At 55.5% G+C, this 16830-nt stretch carries 21 protein-coding genes and 2 pseudogenes; 13 read left to right on the top strand and 10 right to left on the bottom strand.

What is annotated here, in order from left to right:
- Positions 1-122 precede the first annotated feature (122 nt).
- The 3 genes from KBY66_RS14980 to KBY66_RS15975 all read left to right on the top strand — a co-directional run bounded on the left by KBY66_RS14980 (position 123) and on the right by KBY66_RS15975 (position 1302).
- A complete protein-coding gene (locus KBY66_RS14980; protein ID WP_261347098.1) occupies positions 123-635 on the top strand; it encodes an integrase core domain-containing protein in 513 nt (170 codons plus the stop codon).
- Between the two features lie 102 nt (positions 636-737).
- Positions 738-878 (top strand): hypothetical protein, encoded by a 141-nt coding sequence (locus KBY66_RS14975; RefSeq protein WP_255090419.1) that lies wholly within the window; start codon positions 738-740, stop codon positions 876-878.
- A 157-nt stretch (positions 879-1035) separates the two neighbouring features.
- On the top strand, positions 1036-1302 hold the full coding sequence (locus tag KBY66_RS15975; RefSeq protein WP_399225729.1) for a nucleotidyl transferase AbiEii/AbiGii toxin family protein: 267 nt from the start codon (positions 1036-1038) through the stop codon (positions 1300-1302).
- 210 nt (positions 1303-1512) lie between these two features.
- Here KBY66_RS15975 and KBY66_RS14965 read toward each other — a convergent pair whose 3' ends face one another.
- Positions 1513-2715 (bottom strand): glycosyltransferase family 4 protein, encoded by a 1203-nt coding sequence (locus tag KBY66_RS14965; RefSeq protein ID WP_255090417.1) that lies wholly within the window; start codon positions 2713-2715, stop codon positions 1513-1515.
- A complete protein-coding gene (locus KBY66_RS14960) occupies positions 2712-3437 on the bottom strand; it encodes an FkbM family methyltransferase (RefSeq protein WP_255090416.1) in 726 nt (241 codons plus the stop codon). Before KBY66_RS14960 ends, KBY66_RS14965 begins: the two co-directional genes overlap by 4 nt.
- A 277-nt stretch (positions 3438-3714) precedes the next feature.
- Between KBY66_RS14960 and KBY66_RS14955 the strand changes: the two genes are divergently transcribed.
- On the top strand, positions 3715-3969 hold the full coding sequence (locus tag KBY66_RS14955) for a DUF6444 domain-containing protein (protein ID WP_255090415.1): 255 nt from the start codon (positions 3715-3717) through the stop codon (positions 3967-3969).
- A gap of 55 nt (positions 3970-4024) precedes the next feature.
- On the opposite strand, the pseudogene KBY66_RS14950 reads toward KBY66_RS14955, so the two are convergent.
- Positions 4025-4348, bottom strand: a pseudogene (locus tag KBY66_RS14950) (IS5/IS1182 family transposase); the annotation flags it as partial.
- Positions 4349-4490: 142 nt separating this feature from the next.
- On the opposite strand from KBY66_RS14950, the gene KBY66_RS14945 reads away from it, so the two are divergent.
- The 7 genes from KBY66_RS14945 (at position 4491) to KBY66_RS14915 (ending at position 8045) form a co-directional block, all read left to right on the top strand.
- Positions 4491-4925: a hypothetical protein gene (locus tag KBY66_RS14945; protein ID WP_255090414.1), complete on the top strand. Its 435-nt coding sequence runs from the start codon at positions 4491-4493 to the stop codon at positions 4923-4925.
- Between the two features lie 13 nt (positions 4926-4938).
- Positions 4939-5400 carry a helix-turn-helix domain-containing protein gene (locus KBY66_RS14940; protein ID WP_255090413.1) on the top strand — a complete coding sequence of 154 codons (462 nt, stop codon included), beginning with the start codon at positions 4939-4941 and terminating at the stop codon, positions 5398-5400.
- Positions 5364-6077, top strand: a complete 714-nt coding sequence (locus KBY66_RS14935) for a DDE-type integrase/transposase/recombinase (RefSeq protein ID WP_255090412.1) — start codon at positions 5364-5366, stop codon at positions 6075-6077. Before KBY66_RS14940 ends, KBY66_RS14935 begins: the two co-directional genes overlap by 37 nt.
- A complete protein-coding gene (locus tag KBY66_RS14930) occupies positions 6070-6384 on the top strand; it encodes an integrase core domain-containing protein (protein WP_315855521.1) in 315 nt (104 codons plus the stop codon). Before KBY66_RS14935 ends, KBY66_RS14930 begins: the two co-directional genes overlap by 8 nt.
- Before the next feature lie 196 nt (positions 6385-6580).
- Entirely contained in the window at positions 6581-6829 is a 249-nt protein-coding gene (locus KBY66_RS15785) for a hypothetical protein (protein ID WP_255090410.1), read from the top strand.
- Entirely contained in the window at positions 6729-7727 is a 999-nt protein-coding gene (locus KBY66_RS14920) for an IS3 family transposase (RefSeq protein ID WP_255090422.1), read from the top strand. The genes KBY66_RS15785 and KBY66_RS14920 overlap by 101 nt, the downstream gene beginning before the upstream one ends.
- Positions 7728-7844: 117 nt before the next feature.
- Complete coding sequence (locus tag KBY66_RS14915; RefSeq protein WP_255090421.1) at positions 7845-8045, top strand: transposase; 201 nt, start codon at positions 7845-7847, stop codon at positions 8043-8045.
- 501 nt (positions 8046-8546) lie between these two features.
- Here the strand turns inward: KBY66_RS14915 and KBY66_RS14910 are convergent.
- The 4 genes and pseudogenes from KBY66_RS14910 to KBY66_RS14890 all read right to left on the bottom strand — a co-directional run bounded on the left by KBY66_RS14910 (position 8547) and on the right by KBY66_RS14890 (position 13636).
- Positions 8547-9347, bottom strand: coding sequence for a methyltransferase domain-containing protein (locus KBY66_RS14910; RefSeq protein WP_255090409.1), 801 nt, complete (start codon positions 9345-9347; stop codon positions 8547-8549).
- A gap of 278 nt (positions 9348-9625) precedes the next feature.
- Positions 9626-11223, bottom strand: a pseudogene (locus tag KBY66_RS15970) (IS5 family transposase).
- A gap of 123 nt (positions 11224-11346) precedes the next feature.
- The gene (locus KBY66_RS14895) at positions 11347-11913 is read right to left on the bottom strand and encodes a transposase family protein (RefSeq protein WP_255090406.1); all 567 of its coding nucleotides are present in this window, start codon (positions 11911-11913) and stop codon (positions 11347-11349) included.
- 1333 nt (positions 11914-13246) lie between these two features.
- Positions 13247-13636, bottom strand: a complete 390-nt coding sequence (locus tag KBY66_RS14890) for an integrase core domain-containing protein (protein ID WP_255090405.1) — start codon at positions 13634-13636, stop codon at positions 13247-13249.
- Between the two features lie 326 nt (positions 13637-13962).
- Between KBY66_RS14890 and KBY66_RS14885 the strand changes: the two genes are divergently transcribed.
- Positions 13963-14145 carry a hypothetical protein gene (locus tag KBY66_RS14885; RefSeq protein ID WP_255090404.1) on the top strand — a complete coding sequence of 61 codons (183 nt, stop codon included), beginning with the start codon at positions 13963-13965 and terminating at the stop codon, positions 14143-14145.
- A 99-nt stretch (positions 14146-14244) separates the two neighbouring features.
- Here KBY66_RS14885 and KBY66_RS14880 read toward each other — a convergent pair whose 3' ends face one another.
- Positions 14245-14490, bottom strand: coding sequence for a hypothetical protein (locus KBY66_RS14880; RefSeq protein ID WP_255090403.1), 246 nt, complete (start codon positions 14488-14490; stop codon positions 14245-14247).
- A gap of 320 nt (positions 14491-14810) precedes the next feature.
- Positions 14811-15146, bottom strand: coding sequence for a transposase (locus tag KBY66_RS15965; RefSeq protein ID WP_399225691.1), 336 nt, complete (start codon positions 15144-15146; stop codon positions 14811-14813).
- A gap of 173 nt (positions 15147-15319) precedes the next feature.
- On the opposite strand from KBY66_RS15965, the gene KBY66_RS14875 reads away from it, so the two are divergent.
- Positions 15320-15541: a hypothetical protein gene (locus KBY66_RS14875; RefSeq protein WP_255090402.1), complete on the top strand. Its 222-nt coding sequence runs from the start codon at positions 15320-15322 to the stop codon at positions 15539-15541.
- Positions 15542-15600: 59 nt separating this feature from the next.
- On the opposite strand, the gene KBY66_RS14870 is transcribed toward KBY66_RS14875, so the two are convergent.
- On the bottom strand, positions 15601-16185 hold the full coding sequence (locus KBY66_RS14870; RefSeq protein WP_255090420.1) for a transposase: 585 nt from the start codon (positions 16183-16185) through the stop codon (positions 15601-15603).
- Between the last annotated feature and the right edge of the window lie 645 nt (positions 16186-16830).

Below are 16830 nucleotides of genomic sequence, written 5' to 3'. Positions count from 1 at the left end.
TGGGGCTGGGACGGCTCAAGAATTTGGAACCCAAGGTTCCAGTGAGGCGCTACCAGTGGGAAAGGCCGAGCGACATGATCCATGTCGACACCTAGCCGCAGGCTTCTCCGAAGGAGTGACAGCTGGCCAGGTTTGAGCGGGTCGGTCACCGGATCACCGGCGACCGCCGTCAAGGCTGCTCACGAGGCGCCGGCTACGAAGAGGTGCACGTCGCCATCGACGACGCCACCCGCCTGGCCTACGTCGAGGTGCTCGCCGACGAGCAGAGGGCGACGACTCTTGGGTTCCTGGCCCGGGCAGTCGGCTGGTTCTCTGAGCAGGGGATCACCTGCCGCCGGATCCTCTCGGACAACGGCTCCGCCTACCGCTCCGGCGACTGGCGAAAAGCCTGTCGAGCCTTGGATCTGAAACCGATCCGCACCAAGCCCTATACGCCGCAAACCAACGGCAAGGCCGAGCGTTTCATCAAAACCCTCCTGGCGGAATGGGCCTATGTCATGGCGTACCAGACCTCCGAGGAGCGGAACCACTGGCTACCTCGGTATCTGGGGATCTATAACAGCCACAGGGGCCACATGGCTCTTGGTGGCCTCACCCCTCAGCAGTCCTTACAGCGGCTGCTGATCACTGAATGACCTGGTGAGAAAACACACCTAGGCATCACGGCCGTCGCCACGGCAGAGGCGGCGAGGATCTCGCGGGTAACGCTGCACCGCATCAAACCCGGCTCAGCCTCGGTGACGGTGGGCGCCCTGATGAATGTCTTGGATGCCCTGGATCTGCAGCTCCATCAACTGGAGAATTCAGAGGCCAGCAATGGGCAGCAGGCACCCGCCTCGATCCCCGTGGTGATCGACTTGGCGGCCTGTCTACAGTAACGGGAGCTGGCCTGGCAACTGCCGGGCACGGCTTCGCTGAGCCCGGCGGAAGCGGCCGGGCTGTATATGCGCAATTGCCGCCATCTGAACCTGGAAGTCATGGCGCAGGAGGAACGCCAGCTGATGGAGGCCTTGGATCACGCTTTCCGGAGGGTGCATGTTCCAGCGTGAGCACCACCGGAGGATTGCCTACGTGCTCGAGAAACTCGATTCCGAGTTGTTGCGCCGACATCACTGCCCATTTGGTGGCGGCACAGCGCTTGCCCTGCGCTATGGAGAGTTTCGTGAATCCGTCGATCTCGACTTTTTGGTGTCGGATCAGGAGGGCTACCGGAATCCGCGCCAGGTTGATGGTGGAGGATGTGGCCATCAAAGTCGAGATTATGCTGGAGTGCCGGTTGGCCCTGGAACCTCCCGAACCTGAAGATCTGGTGTGCGGAGTCAGCTGCCTTTCGCTTGGCGATTTGGCCTGAAGTAAGCTTCTGATACCTGTTTCAGTGAGGGGGATCAACCTGAGACCCATTGCACGTATGGAATGCGCTGACTCTGTAGGTTCTGAATTTCAGATGAATCGAACGAATTTATAAACTCATTGAGAAGTGTCAGAAGCAATGCTCTGATTCTTCCCAGATGGTCATGGGCGTGCCAGCAATGCCTCCCATTGTTGGCGGACAGCCTCTGGGCTGAAGTGAGTCATGAAACGCATTTCTGCAGCCTTGGAATAGGAGAGCCACGTGGTCGTGTCTAATAACGTTCGCAATGCCACAGCTATTGCTTCTGGCGATCGCGGTGGTACAAACAACGCTTCTTTGGCATGCTCTCGAACCATGTGGGGGATGCTCGCGTGTCTTGTTGTTACTACTGGTGTGCCAGCATTAATCGCCTCCAGTATTGAGACCGGCTGCGCCTCAGTTGGGTAGTAGGTTGGCAATAGAAATACATCTGCATCCAGATAAAACTGTTTGATCGCGGCACGGTTGTTCAGCCCACCGTGTGCCTGGACTACGTTGTTCAAGTTGTATTCCGTGACATAGTTCTTGAAGACTGTGCAGTCTTTGTCTGACTGCCAACGCCCTATGAAATCGGCGAATACCGGAATTCCTGCAGCGTGCAGCAACTGGACAGCACCAAGTACATCGAAATAACCTTTGGCAGGAATCATGTTGCTCAGAAAAAGCAGCCTCAGGGATTTTCGCTGAATGCGTAGTGCCTGTTTTTGAACTACTTCTGCATGCGTACATCTTGAAGCCGAGTCAATGGTGTTTAAAATTATGAATCGCTTCTCTGCAGGAATCCATGCAGCGCAGTTCTCATTGAGGTTATCGCTATTGAATACGAAGCCAGTCAGCCGACGCACCAGTCTTCGCGCAGTAAATCGGGTGAGTGGAGAGCGAAATAAGAGATCAAAATTACCCCAGTGGACCACAGCATAGACTTTCTGATGGGGCCGAAAAGCAGAAACAATTGAGAAAAGATCGCGAAAATGTCCCAGTGGCTTCGGAGAGATAGAATTCCAAATGACTGGTGCATCGGGAGCCAAGGCAAGTGCCCGCCGCGTGTGATTGATCAGATTCAGATAATGGCTTACGAGGCTGAGATTCCATCGTGAAGACGTGCGGACGTATGTCTCTCCCTGTAATGCCGTATTGATACGATGGACCTTCCATGTGTCCTCCAGCAGCCGAGCCGTTTGCTCGGTAAGCATGGATTGTCCATCAATCGGTGGAGGAAAACGCCCAAGGATGAACACACTATGGGGAATGGAGTGCAGCTGCTGTAAGTTAGAGTGGCTGGAGCTAAAGACTGTAGCTAATTGGCGCCAACGGATGAAGTTCATTTTCTTGAATACAGGTAGTCTGCCTGAACCAACTCGGAACGCTGGAATTGGTGGTTAAACGAACCAGATTCAAGAAAACCAAAAGTTCGAAGGAAACCCGAAACCTCTGGTCGTAGCGCTTGCCCTTCATACAGAGCCACTTCAGAGCACTCTGCATATACATATTTACAAAGGGTGAGAGTCTTTGACGCCCCTTTCAGAACATTCAGCTCGTATCCCTGAACATCCAGCTTGAGCAGCTGTTCCCGTCTGTCCGCCATCAGTGGCAGTGAATCATCCAGTGTCTGGACAGGAACTGTCATTGTTCCTTCCTCAGCCGTCTGTGGATGCAGTTCAGTCTGACGGTTTCCAATCGGAAGCAATGACGAGCTGTCCAAGCTGTGGCTCAGGTGCATTATCGATTCTGACTGGATTTCGCCGAGAGCGCATCGGACAAGAAGGATATTGTTTTTCCGGCCATGAATTGCATCAAATGTATCAGCCTCTTTGGGAATTGGTTCAAAAGCGAGAATGGGAAGTTGCCGCATTGCAATCTGGCAGGCAAGTGTGAACTGGCCACGGTTTGCACCAACATCAATGATCCCGTCCACATCAAGCGCCCGGAGAAGCGGCAGATGTTCGATGGAAGGCGCAACCCCAAGGCTCAATGCACGCCAGCATTTCGGGCGGATTAACGAAGCTAACACTTTAGCGGTTCGTGTTCTGAAGACTTCAGTGTTCATTTTGATAGCTTGGAAAGCACTTGATAGCAGAAGTGAGTCTATTCGAAAAAATGAAAGTAATACTTTGCCGCTTGGGACAGGCCACAAGAAGCCTGCGATCTGCCGATCTCTTGACACTAGCTTTATTCTCTTTTGCATCTCAAGAAGAGTCCGCCTTCAATAGGTAGCCCTCCTGGTGGGATCTCTGAAGCGGACTAGCTGGAGACTCCAGCCAGTGTCAGAACGGTGATCCTGGCTCAGCAACAGGATATTCAGGCACTCAGGCAAGGGAGATGTGTTGCGCATCCACCTTATCGCCCTTGCGACCCAGCTGGCCAGCCTGCGTGAACAGATCGTTCGCAGCTCCCGCAACTCCTCCAAGCCGCCCTCCAGCGACGGCCCAGGGTTTAAGAGTTTGCAGAAAAACCAGTCCACGAAACAGTTCTTCACAAGCAAAAGTGGATTTCCGGCTCAAAAAGACGGATCGGCGGCTATCAGGTCGGAAAACAGCCCGATTTCGGCATGGTTGGCTTGTCTGCAAGGCATTGCTTGAGCACTATTGGGCACACCTCTGGGCAACTGGCTGTTCATGCCGCCTCCATCGGGGGCTACTCCTGCGGAGAAGGCTGCGCCAAGAGGATGTTGCTCAGGCGGATCAGGTTGTAGGCGATCACGTGCAGGCCAAACACGGCGCTGACCTTCTCGGTACATGGCAGTTTGAACTGGCGCAGACCGCCCCACTGCTTGATCCAGCAAAACACCTTCTCGATCCCGCGGGGCGCGTTGATCAACTTGGCGTAGCCCTGATGCCGGGTCGTGCGTCCATCGATGACGGAACCACCGGGCCGGACGGTGTTCTGTGCCACGTGCGGCGTGACGCCGATGCGCCGCATCTCAGCCACGAATCCCTTGGTGTCGTAGTTCTTGTCGGCCTCGGATCTGGAGCCGGTTGCGGCTGACGCTATGCCACGCCGTGGCCTGGCGTGAAAGTCCGATGGCACGCCAACCAAGAAGACCCAGCGCAACCACTGCTGCACGGAAGCCTTCGCCTACACCGATGCAGACAGCCATCTCATGCAGTCAAGCGGCTCCGATCTGCAGGTCTACAACTACCAGCTGGCAGTGGACAGCGATCACCAGGTGATCGTGGTGGTCGGGCTGAGCAACAAGCCACCGGATACCGAACACCTGGCTCCAGTGACGGAGCGCATCGCCGCCAACACCGGAGCATTACCCAAGGTGATGTCTATGGATACGGGGCACTGGAGCGAGGACAACGCCATCTACTGCGCGGACCTCGGCATCGATGCCTATATCGCCACCGGGCGCTTGCAGCAGGGGCAGCCACCGCCGCCGAAGCGCGGACCGATGCCCAAGGACGATGATGCCAAAGCCCGCATGGGACGCAAACTCCCCCGGGTTCAGGAAAGATGTCACCCCTCTCATCCGTACACCCGGGGGCTTGAGGACATGACCAATGCGCCGATACAGCGAGGCCATCAAGGCTGATGTGAGAAGGCGGATGAGCCCACCGCACAGGCAGAGCGTGGCCAGGATTTCAGAAGAGCTTGGCATCCACGTGATCACCCTCTACAAATGGAGGAAGACCTGGCGGTTGCAGGGGGAAGTGGTGCCGGCATCCCAGAAGGAACCAGAAGGCTGGAGTGCTGGCGACAAGTTCACGGTGGTGCTGGAGACGGCCGGGTTGAACGCCACAGAGCTCAGCGCCTACTGCAGGGAGCGAGGGCTGTTTCCTGAGCAGGTGAGCCGTTGGCGGCAGGCCGCCCAGGATGCCAATGAAAAGCCAGTGCTCACCTTGAAAGAGCAGAAGGAGCTCGAGAAGCTCCGCGCCCAGGACCAGCGCGAGATCAAGGCTCTCAAAAAGGAGCTGCAGCGCAAGGAGAAGGCCATGGCGGAGATGGCGGCCTTGCTGGTGCTGCGAAAAAAGTGGGAGGCCTTCTGCTCGGAGGACGCGGAAGGCTGACGAGCGCCGCGCACCGACGGAAGGCGATCGAGCTGATCGGCGAGGCGAATGCCGCTGGCGCCGGCCTGGTGAGCGCCTGCGTTGAGATCGGCATCTGCCTGCGCACCCTCAAGCGCTGGCGGCGTGCCTTTGTGGGTGATGGGGACGGCAAGGACCGTCGTAAAGGCAGTCCTCGCCTTGTCGTTCACCGTCTGAGTGAGGAGGAACGCCAGCGGATCCTGCTCACCTGCAACCAGCCGGAGTACGCCTCACTGCCGCCGGGACAGATCGTGCCGGCCCTCGCTGATCAAGGGCTGTATATCGGCTCCGAGAGCAGCTTTTATCGGGTGTTGCACCAGGCCAGGCAGTGCCACCGGCGAGGGCGGGCCCGGCTGCCGCAGGAACCGCGCTCCGTGCCGCGTCTGATGGCGGATCGGCCCAATGCGGTCTCGTCGTGGGACATCACCTATCTGCCGACCACGGTGCGGGGTGTGTGGCTGTACCTCTATCTGGTGGTCGACGTCTGGAGCCGCAAGGTGGTGGCCTGGGATGTGGCCGAGGCGGAGTCGGCTGAGATCGCGGCGGATCTGGTGCAGCGGGCCTGCCTGAAGGAGCGCTACCGCCGCCCCAGCGGTTTTGGCAGCCGCCAGTGCCAGCAGCAGCCGCTGATCCTCCACGCCGACAACGGCAATGCCTAGCCGAAGGCTTCTCGAAGAGTTGCGCGGGGCCACGCTGGAATCACGCCTGGAGGAGATGGGCGTGCTCAGATCCTTGTCCAGGCCAAGGGTATCCAACGACAATCCCTACTCGGAATCCCTATTCCGAACGGTCAAGTACCTGCCCGACTACCCGAGCCGGCCATTCGCCAGCAAAGACAAGGCCTGCGTGTGGGTAGCTGCGTTTGTCGACTGGTACAACCACCGGCACCGCCACAGCGCCATCAAATTCGTCACGCCCCATCAGCGTCACAGCGGAGCCGCCACGCTGATCTGCCAGCAGCGTTAAGATGTATATGAGAAAGCCAGACAGGCCCATCCAACACGCTGGAGCCAGCGCACCCGCTGCTGGCGTCTATGAGGGTCGGGGTTTACTGGACCAGGGCCATCGTTAACCTCTGAGGCGGGGCACAGCCCCAACCCGGGGTTCCCCACCGATGACTACTCGCAGAACCCACAGCCCCGAGTTCAAGGCCCGTGTGGCCATGGAGGCCATTTCCGGCCGCAAGACCCTTCAGGAGATCGCGGCTGAGCATGCCATCCACCCGATCCAGGTGAGCCAGTGGAAAAAACAGCTGCTGGAAAGTGCCAGCGATCTGTTTGGTAAAGGCAGAAAGGACAAGGAAAGAGGAGATCAGCAGACTAGAGAGGCAGAGCTCTTTCAGGAGATCGGCAAGCTCAAGATGGAGCTGGAATGGCTTAAAAAAAAGTCTCAGCTCATCGACCGCCCATGAACTGCGCAGATTGGTCGATCAAAATCGACCACAGCTCTCGGTTCGGCGTCAATGCGAGCTGCTGGGTCTGCCGAAATCCACCCTCTACTACAAGCCGGTGCCGGTCAGGGCCGAGACCCTCAGGATCATGGCCAGGATGGATGCCTGGTACCTGGACGATCCTGCTTCAGGCAGCCGACGAATGGTCGACTACCTGGCGGCAGAGGGGATCGAGGTGGGGCGTGACCGGGTACGACACCTCATGCGGCGCATGGGGTTACGGGCTCTATACCCGAAACCCAGGACCACCATTGCTGGCGATCCGTCGGAACGCTTCCCGTGCCTTGTTGACTTGGAGAAGATTCATGCACCGGATGATGTCTGGGCAACCGATATCACCTACATCCCACTTCGCAAGGGATTTCTCTACCTGGTGGCCATCGTCGATCTCTACTCCAGACACATCCTCAGCTGGAAGCTATCGAACAGCCTTGACACGGAGTTCTGTCTGCTGTCACTGGACATGGCTTTGGGAGGTGGCCGCAAGCCCAGGATCTTCCACTCGGATCAAGGAGTCCAGTTCACATCTAGAGACTTCGTCAAGGGGCTACGAGAAGAAAAGATCAAGATCAGCTGGTCAGGAAGAAAGCGCTGCTACTGCTTCGCAGAAGCCTACGGCTATGACAACATCCTGGTGGAACGGCTGTGGCGAACTGTCAAGTATGAGGAGGTGTACATCAGGGCCTATGAAGATGGCTGGGATGCAGAAGTCAGCCTGGCCCGCTTCCTCTGGAGGTACTGCCATGTAAGACCTCATCGCTCACTGGGAGGCAAAACTCCCCATATGTTCTATAGTCAGTATGCAACTAACCCATCCCGCTCAGAGTTAACGATCACTGAGCCCGTATTGGTCCAGTAGAAGCCAACCACCTCAGTCAACCAAAAGAAGTCTGGATCAACAAGCCAACAGAAGATCAGGATTCAACTCTGGAGGTACCATTGACTCAGGCCGCCTGAGTGGCAGCCAAGGAGTGACATCTTTCCTGAAAGTCACCGACTCAGAAGCAAGAAGGGCAGCCGCATCTACGCCCAGCGCAAGGCAATCGTGGAGCCGGTGAACGGACAGATCAAGGAAGCCAAGGGCCTGCGGCGCTTCCTGTTGCGGGGAGTTGTTCAGGTTCAGGCGATCACAACATCAGTCACTGGCGGCCGCATCGGTATGAGGGGCAGCGACTGAGGCCGGCCAAATGGCACGCTCTGCAAAGTCGGATAGCTTCTGCACCCAATCAGTGGCTCACTTCAGAGGGAGATTAGCCGTGGCGGGCTGGGAGCCGCCCAATTGGGCACGAACTCCTAAGGCGCTTAACCTAAGCTGGGATTAGACCCCACTGACTATCCAATTCAATACGGATGACATGCCGTTATACCCCAACAAAAGCAAGCTCGATGTCCCGGCCTTGCCCCCAAAAGACGTCATGAAAATATCTTTCTCACATGCACGACACACTAATATATTTAGAGTGCACGTTTTCCGGGAAGAAATAGGTGTCTGAAGCCGATTCGTCGTGGTTGACGTTGAGAGTTGATCATGAAGATAGACAGCTTCCATGGTTTAGCGGCAAACACAAGCGGCCGCTATGCACAGAAAGGGCCTCCTCAATCGTGCTGGTGTTTCTCACCGTGAACTGCACGGGATGCCATCATCACCGCCAATAGAGTTGTACGCCGCGTAAAGATGCTAAGACTTCCCGCCGCTCATTACGTGTACCGCCTCCTGTATCATCGAGGGCGAACGTTCAGTTAGCCGAAAAGAAAACAAGACCGCTTGGTTTAGCCAGCGAGGAAGCAATGGGAAGGGTGATCGAAAAAGTTCTTGGACCATGCCAATTGACTTCATTTCAGCGATGAGCCTGTTGATATCAAAGCCATGGTGGGGGCTGATGAATGTTCGACTATCGGTAATCTGATATCGACAGTGTTTGTCAGTGATCCTACCTATAGTTGCAGCAGCTATCAACTCCTTGACTCCATAATGAGACGCCCGCCCCTTTAGAAATTTTCTGCCCCATTCCTTTGCAAGCAAAATAGGCCCGAACTCGACTGGCACCTCGATCAAAGCAATTCCGTCATCCTTCAGATGAGCTGCGAGGAATTGATAGAATCGAATTCGTTCCGGTAGCGGTAAGTGCTCAAGAACCTCGCATGCAGTGATAAGCGAAAAAGTCCCTGATACGGACATCGGCGATCTCGTAAGAGTGATATTTGCACTTGGTTCTGTAAGGCAGGCAATATTTCGAACGAGCTCGTTGTGCATTTGCTCATCGGGCTCGTAGAGAACGACGGAGCGTGGCAAGCGTTTCGCTAGTTCAGGTATGAGAAGAAGCCCGCCGTCGCCAGCTCCGTAGTCGCACCACTCGCTTGCGCCAATTGCGATAATTTCTTGCGCGATAAGCTTGTTTCTCTTGATATGAGGATAGCTTACTAGCCAATTGGGATGGGCGTAAGTATAGGAAGAATATGCAGGTGCTCTATCGATCATTTGCAATTCACATTGAGGTGGCTCCGCTTATTAGAACAAATTAGGTGATTTCCTGAGTGGAAGTCCGGGCGGATAATGCCGCATCGGAAAGAATAAGAAAATCTTGTGCAACCAGCTCCATAATTGGTAAGCAATGCCCGTATGGTTAGACTTCTTAATTTTAGCATGCACATCCCACGGCGGATTGAAAGTCAGGTTAGGGACTCCTGAAAAACGGCCGTCGCCATATCACGCCGTAACGGGCATCTGAGGAGCGCTCGCGCAAGCCATGGCCACGTCTATGCGGTGACTGGCCAATCGTTCCAGCTTTCGTCGGTAATTCCCCAGGCCTTCTCTGGTGAGGCATGGAGCTGGAGAAGGCTGCAGACACAGGCACAAATGAACACAACAAAGAGGCGGAGCAGCCTCAGGATCTTCTCGGCACACATCACCAGGAAACTCATGGAGATTGAGGTTGCCGCGCCGTGGGCGAGCCTCGCCATGATCAGCTTCAGTGAATACTTTCGCTTGCCCGAGCCAAAGACTCCCTCCACTTCATTCCTTCGACGCTGATCGGCACTGAGTTGTTGCTTGTGAGCTTCATTGATCTCTGGATTTTTTGGTGGCCTGCCCAATCGTTTAGCCGAGAGACGAATTCCTGCTCTCGCACAGAAGTGCCTGTTCTTGGCATTGATGTAAATACGATCAGCGCATATTCGTTCAGCGTAGCAACCATTGTCCTGCTTGTACTTCTCGGCTTGAGGAATTAGATCCTCGCCTTCGTTGTAGGCATCCCAGCTGAGCCGATGCAGGAACGCAAATCCATTGCTAACAGAAATACTGATTTTGGCTCCGAATTCAACAGCAGTCCTTGCCTTTCCGCGAACAATGGGCCGCACGTGCCGCTGCACCAAATTGACAAGGCGATCAGGGATGCTCCTGGTCTTGCTGTGGAGCAGAATGGTTTTCTGCCGGTGGAGCTCACTGCAGGCGAGGAGCTTATGCCACCAATGCTTCTTGAGAGCTGAAAGGGCTGCCCCATCAGCGATCAGGGCATCAATGGCCTCCAGATTCCGCTGCAGATAGCTAAGCTGCCGCCTAACCGCAGCCTTGAGTCTGCTCCATCGTGGTCTTTTCTGCTACTGCTTCGCAGAAGCCTTGCGGCTAGGGCGGCTTTGAGAAAGTGTGCACGCGCCTTCCCGCGGACATATCGTGGGCGATGCACGCCATAAGCGTTGCCTTGCTTGCAGAGGTCGTCAATCACTCTCTCTGTCGACTGCCTCGCCTCATTCAAAAGCTTCCGGTCCGTTGGATAGGTGATATCGGCAGGCGTGCAGGAGGCATCAATGCTGAGCGTGCCCCAATTCTTTCCTTCTGGCCAGTCTGCGGTTTTCACCAGGCCATCAAGCGAAAGCTGATCGCCGTCGTCTTGATCATCTCCACTTGATTCGTCATCGTCATGGGACTGAGAAGCGGCAGCCTCAATCAACATCTCCTTGCCTCGCTGAACCACAAGCTCATTGATGTGCCTCAGGTCTTCATCTGAGAACCGCTTGCGGAAATGAACCATCATTGATGGATCAAACGGCACCTTGCTGGAGTAACCGGAATATCCAAGGAAGAACTGCATGTAGGCGTTCTCCTGGATCTGTAGAACAGTCTCTTCATCTGTGAGTCCTAAACGCTGCTTGATGTAGAGCGACCCGAACGCCAGACGCACGGCCTTGGCAGGAGCACCTACATTTGCACTGAACTGAGGGGCATAAGCCTCTCCCAGCTCTTGCCAGGGGATAAGTTCTGCAAGCTGCACCCAGCGGTTGTCAGGGTCAAGTGTGCCGCGAAAAGACATGTGGAATTCCTTGATTGAAAGCTGACCGTTATGGTTCTTCCGGTACATTTACGGCCATCTTCAGTGGCGACAATCCGCGATTTCCGCGTTCCCTGCCAGTTTATCGGCTTCCAACCGTTGAGTCCAGTTGTGGCACAGTTGATTTGCCTTTTTCAGGAGTTCCTAGTTGCGTCAGTGTTCATAGAAAACGTTTGACTCGTGGAAAAGTAGCCGCAGGCTTCTGGGTAGGCGAAGCCTTCTCGAAGAGAAGCAGTACGCCACGCCCAAACCGGCTGAGTAGAGCGCCACCTGGGCAATGAAGGTGGAGGCACCGCCTTTGGTGGGTTCGATCGAGCCCCGCAATGTCTTGCCGTTACACACCGACTTACTTTTTCTCCTCGCACCACCATGGATCTGAGCGATCGTCCAGTCGCGGATGGCCGCGCACAAGTCCGTGACATCCACCTGTAGGAGGAAGTAGCGGAACGCCGAATCTGATGGGGACCGCTGCAATTCAATACCAAGCAACTCGGTGAGCGCGCCGTGATGACGGCGTGCAAACCGCTCCAGATCCCTCAAGCTTTCGCAGCCGCTCAAGATGCCCAGAACGGCCACCAGCAGCAAATACCAGGCGGGGATACGAATCCCGCGCCGCATCCACACGTCGGGAATCGCCTTGAGGAAGCTGATCAGATCAAGATCTGTTGCAGAAGAGGTTTCGCGCACAAGGAGGGGGCGATCCCGCCGACCAAAACCCATGCTGGCAGCTCATGCCAGAGCGGCTGTGGCACACTTTGAATCAGCCTTGGATTTACACCAACACAGGGACACAAGCGTAGCGACAGGGCGCAGGAATTCACTTACCCATTGGACTGTAGACAAAGTTCACTCCAGAGTGACTTTCAAAGTAGATCAACGAAGATTCATCAAGAGCTTGCTGAGCGGAAGAAATAGAAAGATCCTAAACACATTAGACAAGTATCCCAACGTATTGTAGAGTCGAAAAGCCATAAGCACAAGCAAGTCTGATAAAGAGATAGTTAGAGCGTGCATGCCTTGAAGCCTCACTAAGTCAGAGCTTGCAGAACTACGATCGTTGGACAGCCTATCGCCCTCAAAACAATAGCAAGAACAAACAACAGATGCTGAAGCAACTTTCCTTCCACTCTCTATCCAACGCAAAAAGAGTTCAGAGTCTGCGAGTATTCTATACATCTCATCAAAACCGCCAAGCTCAATCAGGTCACTAAGCCGACATAATACTGACTGCTGGGTAAAGATTGGAACATTGAATTTCATCAGAGACTTAAAGCAACGAGGATAAGGAAAAGAGGATATTGTCTTTATATATCTTCCATTAGACGTCACAAATCTTGTTCGGCCATAGATCAGACTTAGACTAGATGAAGTGTCAAGCCTAGACACAAGCTCCTTGAATCCAGGAAGCCAATAGTCGTCATCATTAATATATGCAAAGTATTGATATTTTTGGGAAAACGATGAAATTGCGAAATTAAGCGCAGAATAAATACCGTTGCACCCCCTATCATCAAGCAAATGAATATGTGGATACATGGATTGTATCCACATGATTCTCGCTAGTGGTCCAACGATACAATGAAAGACGCGGGAACCACCGACTAGCTGAACTGTTTCTATTGTTTGGGAAACCGAAGACCTTGATCCAAGTGTCGGTGTAACAACGAGAATATCCACTGATGCCGAAACGTTCCTGGGAGAAGAGTTGACTTGATTGTGACGAATAGACATTAGTCAGAAGAGATTCATGGTTATTGAAAGACCGTACCCGAGATCATGGGCCGGGACACCCTCTCGCGCCACTCAGCATACGATCGCTCCTCATCGAAGGGTAATCTAATCTGCTCGTCTGCGTGTGATCGCAGCCCTCAGGGATCCGGCAACAGCGATGGCATTACCCCGTCGCGGTGATGGGCGATCCAGGCCAGCTCCAGGAACTGAACAGAAATCCCGACCCTGTTGCCGCAACGTTGACTGCCATTCAGACGACCTGAATTAATGATAGCTCCAGGATCGGTTCTGGATCCTCTGGTGGCTTGTTGATCCACACCACCTAATGCTGGCACCAACAGCGGGTGGATCTGCTACAACGGCGCGGATGCTTCTGGCGAGCTTTCTCGTAGATCGGTGCGCGCTGCTGGCAGATGGCGGTGGCGGTACCGCTGTGAAGTTGCTGTGGCGTGACGAACTTGATGCCAATGTACCGGTGCCGGTGGTTGTACCAGTCCACAAGGGCCGCCACCCACGCGCATGCCTTGTCTTTGCTGGCGACTGGCCGTCTCGGGTAGTCGGGCCGGTACTTAACCGTTCGGAAAAGGGATTCCGAGTAGGGATTGTCGTTGGATACCCTGGGCCTGGAGAAGGATCTGAGCACGCCAATCTCCTCCAGGCGTGATTCCAGCGTGGCGGCGGGCAACTCTTCGAGAAGCCTTCGGCTAGGCATTGCCGTTGTCGGCGTGGAGGATCAGTGGCGGCTGCTGGCACTGGTGGCTACCAAAGCAGTGGGCCGGCGGTAACGCGCTCCCTTAGGCAGGCTCGCTGCACCAGATGCGCCGCGGGGTGCGATATCCGCAGTGGTGGATGCTGCTGGTGGCGATCCTGGCCATCCTGAGCGGGTAGGGCTCTTTGGTAGGAATGGAGCGGGTCGCCAAGCCGAAGGCTTCTCCGCAGGAGTAGCGCCATCTGGCCTTGCTCAACGAGGTTCTTGGCCTGGAGATCGGCAAGCCACCGTCTGATTCCACGTTCCGTTACTTGTTCCTGTAGGTCGATGTGGAGGCGTTCGAGGCCCTGCTGCTCCAGTGGATGAATCAGCAGCCTGCCTTGGCGGACGGCGTCGACACCCTGGTATGCGACGCCAAGACGCTGCGCGGCTCGATCGATCAGAAGCCTGGTGCCGCAGCGACGTTCATCGCCCAGGTGAGCTTGCATTCCCAGCCACTGGGGCATGGCTGATTCAAAGTATCAATCCGGTTCTGGTCTGGGCTGCCGCAGCGCCATCGCCAGCAGTGTCGTGATGTCATGCATCACCGCCTGCATACCGGCTCGGATCCACTAAAAAGCAGCCAGTCGGAGCAGGTTGAGGGCTGCCGTCCGCAGCGCCGCCATCGCTCCGGCGCCGTTCCCCCGGTAGCGATGGGCGTCCTCGTGCATCTGGGTGTCACGGATCCAGTGCCAGCCTTCAATGCTCCAGCGCTCGCGCACCAGTGGCAGAAGGGCTTCTGGGGTGGTGCGCAGGCTGGTGAGGAAGTGGTGGGTGGCTTGGAACGGCTTGCCGTCACAGCTGCCGGTGGCGTTCACCTCAACGATCCAACTTGTGCCGATCCAGGCTTCTGTGATGTGCTCCGGTGCCTGTTTGGCCCTCAGCTTCCAGGTGATGTCACAGCCGTGGCTTTTCTCGTGATCCCCTGCCTCGAAAGGGATCTGGCGCTTTCCCAGAAACTGACTGCTGATCTGGCGGTGGAGGGTCTTCTGGTTGGCTCACCGCTTCGCGGAAGGCTTCGCCTACACAGTCAGGAGGAAGTCGGCTCCCTGCTACTTGCGGACTCCTGAAAAACAGCAGACGCCAAAACACGCCGAAACGGGCATCTGAGGAGGGCTTACGCAGGCCATGGCCACGTCTATGCGGTGACTGGCCAATCGTTCCATCTTTCGTCGGTAATTGTCCAGGCCTTCCCTGGTGAGGCATGGAGCCGGAGAAGGCTGCAGTGACAAGCAAAAAAGAACACAAAAAAGAGGCGGAGCAGCCTCAGGATCTTCTCGGCACACATCACCAGGAAACTCATTGAGATTGAGGTTGCGGCGCCGTGGGCGAGCCTCACCATGATCAGCTTCAGTGAATACTTTCGCTTGCCCGAGCCAAAGACTCCCTCCACTTCATTTCTACGGCGCTGATCGGCACTAAGTTGTTGCTTGTGAGCTGCATTGATCTCTGGATCTTTTGGTGGTCTGCCCAATCTCGTTTACCCGAGAGACGAATTCCTGCTCTGGTACAGAAGTGCCTGTTCTTGGCATTGACGTAAATGCGATCGGCGCATATTCGTTCAGGGTAGCAACCATTGTCCTGCATGTACTTCTCGGCCTGAGCAATTAGATCCTCGCTTTCGTTGTAGGCATCCCAACTGAGCCGATGCAGGAACGCAAATCCATTGCTAACAGAAATACTGATTTTGGCTCCGAATTCGACAGCAGCCCTTGCCTTTCCGCGAAAAATGGGCCGTATCTGCCGCTGCACCAAATTGACAAGGCGATCAGGGATGCTCCTTGTCGTACTGTGGAGCAGAATGGTTTGCTGCCGGTGGAGCTCACTGCAGGCGAAGAGCTTATGCCACCAATGCTTCCTGAGAGCTGAAAGGCCTGCCCCATCAGCGATCAGGGCGTCAATGGCTTCAAGATTCCGCTGCAGATAGCTTAGCTGCCGCCTAACCTAACCGCAGCCTTGAGTCTTCTCCGTCGTGGCATTTTCTGCTTGGCGACATTGAGGAAGTGGGCACGCGCCTTGCCGCGGTCATAACGCGGGGGATGCGCGCCATAACCGTTGCCTTGCTTGCAGAGGTCGTCAATCACTCTCTCTGTCGACTGCCTCGCCTCATACAACAGCTTCAGGTCCGTTGGATAGGTGATATCGGCAGGCGTGCAGGAGGCATCAATGCTGAGCGTGCCCCAATTCTTACCTTCTGGCCAGTCTGCGGGTTTCACCAGGCCATCAAGCGAAAGCTGATCGCCGTCGTCTTTATCATCACCACTTGAATCGTAATCGTCATGGGACTGAGAAGCGGCAGCCTCAATCAACATCTCCTTGCCTCGCTGAACCACAAGCTCATTGATGTGCCTCAGGTCTTCATCTGAGAACCGCTTGCGGATATGAACCATCATTGATGGATCAAACGGCACCTTGCTGGAGTAACCGGAATATCCAAGGAAGAACTGCATGTAGGCGTTCTCCTGGATCTGGAAGACAGTCTCTTCATCTGTGAGTCCTAAGCGCTGCTTGATGTAGAGCGATCAGAACGCCAGTCGCACGGGCTTGGCAGGAGCACCCACATTTGCACTGAATGTTGGGCATAAGCCTCCTCAAGCTCTTGCCAGGGGATAAGCTCTGCAAGCAGCACCCAGCGGTTGTCAGGGTCAAGTGTGCCGCAAAAAGGCACGTGAAAGTCCTTGATTGAAAGCTGACCGTTATGTTGCTTTCGGTACATGTGCGGCCATCATCAGTGGCAGCAATCCACGATTGCCGCGTTCCCTGCCAGTTTATCGGCTTCCAACCGATGAGACCAGCTGCGGAGCAGCTGATTTGGCTTTTTCAGTAGTCCCTACTTGAGCTGCTGAAAAACGGGCGCTGCGTGTGCAGGGCATCCGCCTGGATCAGCACCCCCTCCAGATCGAGCTCACCCAGCAGCTGTTTCAGCAGCGCCCGCTCATGGTTTTCGCCGGTGGTGTAGCAGGCCTGGCTGTAGCCGTTAGGCTTCTGCGAAGCAGTACGCCACGCCCAGAGCGGCTGAGTAGAGCCTCACCCCCCCGGGTTCAGGAAAGATGTCACCCCTTTCATCCGTACACCCGGGGGCTTGAGGAGATGACCGATGCGTCGCTACAGCGAGGCCGTCAAGGCTGATGTGAGAAGGCGGATGAGCCCGCCGCACA

Source organism: Synechococcus sp. Tobar12-5m-g (genome assembly GCF_024345415.1).
Taxonomy (GTDB): Bacteria; Cyanobacteriota; Cyanobacteriia; order PCC-6307; family Cyanobiaceae; genus Regnicoccus.
This window is presented reverse-complemented; position numbering and strand designations above follow the sequence as displayed.

What these genes read in the sequence shown, in the direction of transcription:
- KBY66_RS15975 (WP_399225729.1), top strand. Translation starts at nt 1,036, where the DNA reads ATGTTCCAGCGTGAGCACCACCGGAGGATTGCCTACGTGCTCGAGAAA.
- KBY66_RS14965 (WP_255090417.1), bottom strand. Translation starts at nt 2,715, where the DNA reads ATGAACTTCATCCGTTGGCGCCAATTAGCTACAGTCTTTAGCTCCAGC.
- KBY66_RS14960 (WP_255090416.1), bottom strand. Translation starts at nt 3,437, where the DNA reads ATGAACACTGAAGTCTTCAGAACACGAACCGCTAAAGTGTTAGCTTCG.
- KBY66_RS14945 (WP_255090414.1), top strand. Translation starts at nt 4,491, where the DNA reads ATGCAGTCAAGCGGCTCCGATCTGCAGGTCTACAACTACCAGCTGGCA.
- KBY66_RS14940 (WP_255090413.1), top strand. Translation starts at nt 4,939, where the DNA reads ATGAGCCCACCGCACAGGCAGAGCGTGGCCAGGATTTCAGAAGAGCTT.
- KBY66_RS14930 (WP_315855521.1), top strand. Translation starts at nt 6,070, where the DNA reads ATGCCTAGCCGAAGGCTTCTCGAAGAGTTGCGCGGGGCCACGCTGGAA.
- KBY66_RS15785 (WP_255090410.1), top strand. Translation starts at nt 6,581, where the DNA reads ATGGAGGCCATTTCCGGCCGCAAGACCCTTCAGGAGATCGCGGCTGAG.
- KBY66_RS14910 (WP_255090409.1), bottom strand. Translation starts at nt 9,347, where the DNA reads ATGATCGATAGAGCACCTGCATATTCTTCCTATACTTACGCCCATCCC.
- KBY66_RS14895 (WP_255090406.1), bottom strand. Translation starts at nt 11,913, where the DNA reads ATGGGTTTTGGTCGGCGGGATCGCCCCCTCCTTGTGCGCGAAACCTCT.
- KBY66_RS14890 (WP_255090405.1), bottom strand. Translation starts at nt 13,636, where the DNA reads ATGCCTAGCCGAAGGCTTCTCGAAGAGTTGCCCGCCGCCACGCTGGAA.
- KBY66_RS14875 (WP_255090402.1), top strand. Translation starts at nt 15,320, where the DNA reads ATGCAGGAACGCAAATCCATTGCTAACAGAAATACTGATTTTGGCTCC.